The 5046-nt window shown below is 46.0% G+C and carries 5 protein-coding genes; 1 reads left to right on the forward strand and 4 read right to left on the reverse strand.

Annotation, left to right across the window (positions count from 1 at the left end):
• Positions 1-80: 80 nt before the first annotated feature.
• The 3 genes from arfB to gnd form a co-directional block, all read right to left on the reverse strand.
• Positions 81-494 carry an alternative ribosome rescue aminoacyl-tRNA hydrolase ArfB gene (gene arfB, locus QUB11_RS30695; RefSeq protein WP_333201433.1) on the reverse strand — a complete coding sequence of 138 codons (414 nt, stop codon included), beginning with the start codon at positions 492-494 and terminating at the stop codon, positions 81-83.
• A gap of 72 nt (positions 495-566) precedes the next feature.
• The gene (locus tag QUB11_RS30700) at positions 567-1046 is read right to left on the reverse strand and encodes a restriction endonuclease (RefSeq protein WP_333201431.1); all 480 of its coding nucleotides are present in this window, start codon (positions 1044-1046) and stop codon (positions 567-569) included.
• A 553-nt stretch (positions 1047-1599) separates the two neighbouring features.
• A complete protein-coding gene (gene gnd, locus QUB11_RS30705) occupies positions 1600-3054 on the reverse strand; it encodes a decarboxylating NADP(+)-dependent phosphogluconate dehydrogenase (protein WP_333201429.1) in 1455 nt (484 codons plus the stop codon).
• 293 nt (positions 3055-3347) lie between these two features.
• Between gnd and QUB11_RS30710 the strand changes: the two genes are divergently transcribed.
• Positions 3348-3770 (forward strand): hypothetical protein, encoded by a 423-nt coding sequence (locus QUB11_RS30710; protein WP_333201428.1) that lies wholly within the window; start codon positions 3348-3350, stop codon positions 3768-3770.
• Between the two features lie 296 nt (positions 3771-4066).
• Here QUB11_RS30710 and QUB11_RS30715 read toward each other — a convergent pair whose 3' ends face one another.
• Positions 4067-4663, reverse strand: a complete 597-nt coding sequence (locus QUB11_RS30715) for a Uma2 family endonuclease (RefSeq protein ID WP_333201426.1) — start codon at positions 4661-4663, stop codon at positions 4067-4069.
• Positions 4664-5046 lie beyond the last annotated feature (383 nt).

The raw sequence follows: 5046 nt of genomic DNA on the forward strand, positions 1-5046 counted from the left end.
TTCTTACTCCCTCCCCTTGATAAGGGGAGGGTTGGGGTGGGGTCAAAAATTTACGACTCCTGCAAGGATTGCTATATCAATCACTCCGTAATTTTCCCTCTCAGAGCTTTAATCTGCCCTCGCTTGGTTTTGCTGTCGAGACGCTTGCGCTGGGAACTACGAGTTGCTTTGCTGGGTTTGCGCCTTTTCGGTATGACGATCGCACTTTTAATCAGTTCTTGCAGCCGTCTCAAAGCCTCTTCCCGGTTTTGTTCCTGGCTGCGGTGTTCCTGAGCTTTGATGACAATCACACCTTCGGAGGTGATGCGCTGGTCGTTGATTTGCAACAAACGCTGCTTGTAGCGATCGGGCAATGAGGAAGCTGGGATATCAAAGCGCAAGTGAATCGCACTCGCCACCTTATTTACATTTTGCCCCCCCGCGCCTTGAGAGCGAATCGCACTAATCTCGATTTCGCCATCAGGAATGAACACAGTATTAGAAATTTGTAACATGATGAATAAGTGAAATTAAAGATACTGAGAAAGCAGTGCATCTTTTATATATAACTTACTTTGGTAGATAAGTTATTTACTACAATTATTAGCTATCAGGATGAATTCGATGAGTCTTTTTCTATCCCATAACTCTACTTGGTTAGATTCAGCAAGGTTGTAAGCATTTTTTGTAAATCTGTTGTTGGTGATTACTAGGGCTTTATTTCCTTTGTAATATCTGACCGCTCCTGCTACTTCTTGAACTGCTTTAATACCAACTGGTCTTTTGGTTCTTTTTGCTTGAACCACAGTTTTTGAGCCATCTTTGTACAAAATTAGATCGGCTCCATAATCTTGACTATGTTTAGTTAAATTAACAATATAACCACAGTTTATAAAATGGAAAGCTAGAAAGTTTTCAAACTCTTTGCCAGTCATTTCATCCACTTCCAGAATACCACTGTCTGATAAACATTTTCTTGGCTCTTCTTCTTTCCATGTATCTACCCATTCCCAAATCATATTTACCGCAGCGAAAACGATAGCGGCTACTAATATAAAATCTAACATAAGATTATATTTAGTTTAAAGAAGTATTTACGAGCGTACCAGATTTAGTCAGTATAGTTATCTACCCATATCACAAGCACATTGTGATCTTAATTACTGATTATCTACGCCGAAAACCCGGAATTTATGAGAATTGATAATAGGTGCAAGGAAACAATCAATGATAGCTGAAAATCCTGTCAGCAATGGGTCATACAATAGCCAACCGGCTAAACTACACCCGCTCGACTAGAGGAGGTAGAAGACTATGACGAAACCGCATGATATCATTCAAGAGCAAGACCGCAGATTGGGATAATTAATGGCGATCCTCTTCGAGGGCTTTGCTAACGCACGTCAGCGATTCCTCGATCCCGGCGGCGATCCTCGACAGCCGGCATCAGGTTTAAAAGGCGATGATTACATGACAGACGAAGAAAGAAAATAAGGAATGACGATCGCCCGATCGCTCTTTAACGACGAATATATTAAAAGCTATCTCAAAAACCAACGTCAAAACAGCAACCCCAGAATAATTAGTAAGGTGCGCCGAAACGCACCCTACAAAAATTAATTAGTCCGTAGTACCGGTTTGCAGCGACTCTTTAGCAGTCTGCGTCCACTCGGAGTGGAAGAATTCACCGCGCGGTTTGTCGGTGCGTTCGTAGGTGTGAGCCCCAAAATAATCACGCTGAGCTTGCGTGAGGTTTTGTGGCAATCTTTCGCGTCGGTAGCTATCAAAATAGTCCAGTGAGGCGCTAAATGCTGGCACTGCAATCCCCAGTTGGCAAGCAGTAGCTAACACGTCTCGCCAAGCCGATTGGCGATCGAGAATGCTCTGTTTGAACTCCGGCGCTAACAGCAAATTCGGCAACGTGGGGTCGTCTTTGAAAGCTGTTTTAATCTTGTCCAAAAAGCCAGCCCGAATGATACAGCCACCTTTCCAAATTCGGGAAATTTCGCTCAAACTCAAGTCGTAATTGTACGACTTCGACGCCGCGCTCAACAGCGCCATGCCTTGAGCGTAGGAGCAAATCTTCGAGCAGTAAAGCGCATCCCGGACTTTATTCACAAACTCTTTAGTATCGCCTTCGTACTTGCCGCTAGGCCCCGTAAGTTCTTGGGAAGCTTTGATGCGCTCGTCTTTGTAAGAAGACATGATTCTGGCATTCACAGCAGCGATAATTGTGGGAATGCTCACGCCCAATTCCAAAGCACTCATAACAGTCCAGCGGCCGGTGCCTTTTTGACCGGCTGCGTCCATAATTACCTCAACTAAGGGTTGCTTAGTTTCCGGGTCAATGTACTTGAAAATATTAGCCGTAATTTCAATCAAAAACGAGTTGAGTTCGTCTGTGGTATTCCATTCGGCAAAAACTTCCTGCAATTGCTGGCCGTTCAATCCACCAACGTTTTTGAGCAAATCGTAGGCTTCAGCAATGAGCTGCATATCACCGTACTCAATGCCGTTGTGAACCATCTTCACGTAGTGACCAGCGCCACCGGGGCCGATGAATGTGACGCAGGGGCCGTCATCTACTTGAGCCGCAATTTTGGTGAGAATTGGCTCTAGTAGGCCGTAAGCAGTGCGGGTGCCACCGGGCATCAAGCTAGCACCGTTGAGCGCGCCTTCTTCGCCGCCACTGATGCCCATGCCGACAAATCCCAGTCCCATCGATTCTAAATCTTTGGTGCGGCGTTCAGTGTCGTCGTAGAGCGAGTTGCCGCCGTCAATAATCATGTCGCCCGGTGACAGCATGGGTTTGAGCTGGTCGATGACGGCATCTACGGGTTTCCCAGCTTGCACCATGACTAAGATTCGGCGTGGGGTTTCTAGGACATCGACGAATTCTGTCAGAGTCTTGGCGGCTACAATGTTCTTGCCGGGGGCGCGTTGGGCCATGAAGTCGTCGGTTTTGGCTGCGGTGCGGTTGTATACAGCCACGGAGAAGCCTCTGCTTTCGACGTTGAGCGCTAGGTTTTCGCCCATCACTGCTAGACCGATTAAACCAAAATTTTGCTTTGTCATGCTAATAACCCGCTGGTTGTTCCCGCTTGATGATAGGTTTGCGAGAGAGGAAAGCGAGGCGGGGTGTACCGCTTTCCGGTGGACTAAAAGTATTGGACAATAGACCTAGGAGGTTTAGGTTTATTTTTATATTCTCAGAATTGCTGTTTGGTAAATCAGTAGGGTTTTTTTAAGATTTAAGGGATATTAATGACGGGGACAGGTGATGATAAGGCAGGTATTATGTCGATCGCGGTAACGGTAGATACAAACAAGCGGACATTTTAAGGAAAATTGAGGAGACTGTTGTAACTATGGAAGATTTGCAGTATCTCGCGGCCTGGGTGAAGGAGCAACACGCTCGCGAGTATATTTTGACTTGGCTGCTGAGTCAACAGGGGCTGTGGTGGTCGGATGGGGATATTTATCAGGCGGTTTTGCAAAAGTCGGGAAAGCTTTTGAAAGCTTATGTTCAAAAAAGGCAAGCGGGAGAGTTATTTGAGGGAATTTCTGAGAAGTTGGGAGGAGATGAGAATTGGGATGATTTGGCGGGGAGTTTGGCGCGGATTGTTGCGGTTTATCAAGAGGAATTATCGCATTTGCAAGAGCGCGATCGCCGGGGGGATGGGGTAAAAAAAAATTTGATTAGCCAACCGTTGACTGGAGATCCTTTGCCGCTTTTGGAGGTGCAGCAAGCTTTGCCCGATCCTTATGCGGATACGTTGACGGGGAGATAATTTGCGATCGACTTTTTGGAGGCACAAGAATCTCAGAAACCCGGTTTCTTCCTATATCTCTCGTACTCAACCAAAAATTCTCGCCGAAACCCGGTTTCTCGCCACGCAGCTAATCCCAGAAACCGGGTTCCTTCCTATATTTATCGTACTCAATCCAAATTATTCGCAGAAATCCGGTTTTTCGCCACGCAGTGAATCCCAGAAACCGGGTTTCTTCCTACATCTCTCGTACTCAACCAAAAATTGTCGCAGAAACCCGGTTTCTCGCAACTTGGGCGACAGTTCTCGATCTAGATTCAAGGATTGAGAATAGGTGTAATATCTAGAAGAAATCCGGGAAGTACATCTTCACCCGAAAGTGTAGGCGGTTGGTCAAAAGAGAAATTAATTACTTCTGCTACATCTTCAGACAACCGATAGATTTCTACTAAAGGCGTTTGCGGGTCAATTAGCCAACCTAAGCGACAGCCGTTAGTTCGATAATACCGCATTTTAGCCCGCAATGTTTCTAGGGAATCCGTTTGGGAACGCAATTCAATTACAAAGTCCGGGCACAGGGGAGGAAACCTGCGCTTATCTTCTGCAGATAATGCTTCCCAACGTTCTCGGAGTACCCAAGCAGCGTCAGGGGAACGCTTCGCACCGTTGGGTAATTGAAAGACGGTGGAAGAGTCAAAGACTTTTCCCAATCGAGTCTGACGATTCCACAAACCGAGTCCCAGGTTGAGATCCGAATTTCTGATGCCGCTTTCGCCGCCTGTTGGAGGCATAATAATTAGTTCTCCTTCGGGGGTTTGTTCTAATCGCCACTCTTCATTAGCGATGGACAATTGATAAAATTGTTCGTCGGTTAAAGCGACGGATGCAGGTAGGTTGAGAGTTATAGTTTCCATCGTTGATATTATCGCCAACTAGCTTGGTTTTATTATAACTCCCACTTTCTGACAATTTTCTCAAAAAGATCGCACGCTCAGAAACCGGGTTTCTTTCGATATTTCTCGTGCGAGGCGGAAAATTGTCGCAGAAACCCGGTTTATCGCCACGCAGCTAATCCCAGGAACCGGGTTTCTTCCGATATTTCTCGTACTCAACTGAAACTTGTCGCAGAAACTCGGTTTATCGCCACCTAACGAGAGAAATTAGATGGCAAATCCGCGAGAATTTATCACAATCTCCCGCGCCAAAGTCCCCACGCTAACTGGGAGCGTGTCACTTTTGCGATGAGTATAAATACTCGTGAACCCCACCATGACTTTTTTACCCATCATCAGTATAA

Source organism: Microcoleus sp. B6-A1 (assembly GCF_036705085.1).
Lineage (GTDB): Bacteria > Cyanobacteriota > Cyanobacteriia > Cyanobacteriales > Microcoleaceae > Microcoleus.

Excerpts from the sequence above, each read along its gene's own strand:
- arfB (WP_333201433.1), bottom strand. The coding sequence starts at position 494 with ATGTTACAAATTTCTAATACTGTGTTCATTCCTGATGGCGAAATCGAG.
- QUB11_RS30700 (WP_333201431.1), bottom strand. The coding sequence starts at position 1,046 with ATGTTAGATTTTATATTAGTAGCCGCTATCGTTTTCGCTGCGGTAAAT.
- gnd (WP_333201429.1), bottom strand. The coding sequence starts at position 3,054 with ATGACAAAGCAAAATTTTGGTTTAATCGGTCTAGCAGTGATGGGCGAA.
- QUB11_RS30710 (WP_333201428.1), top strand. The coding sequence starts at position 3,348 with ATGGAAGATTTGCAGTATCTCGCGGCCTGGGTGAAGGAGCAACACGCT.
- QUB11_RS30715 (WP_333201426.1), bottom strand. The coding sequence starts at position 4,663 with ATGGAAACTATAACTCTCAACCTACCTGCATCCGTCGCTTTAACCGAC.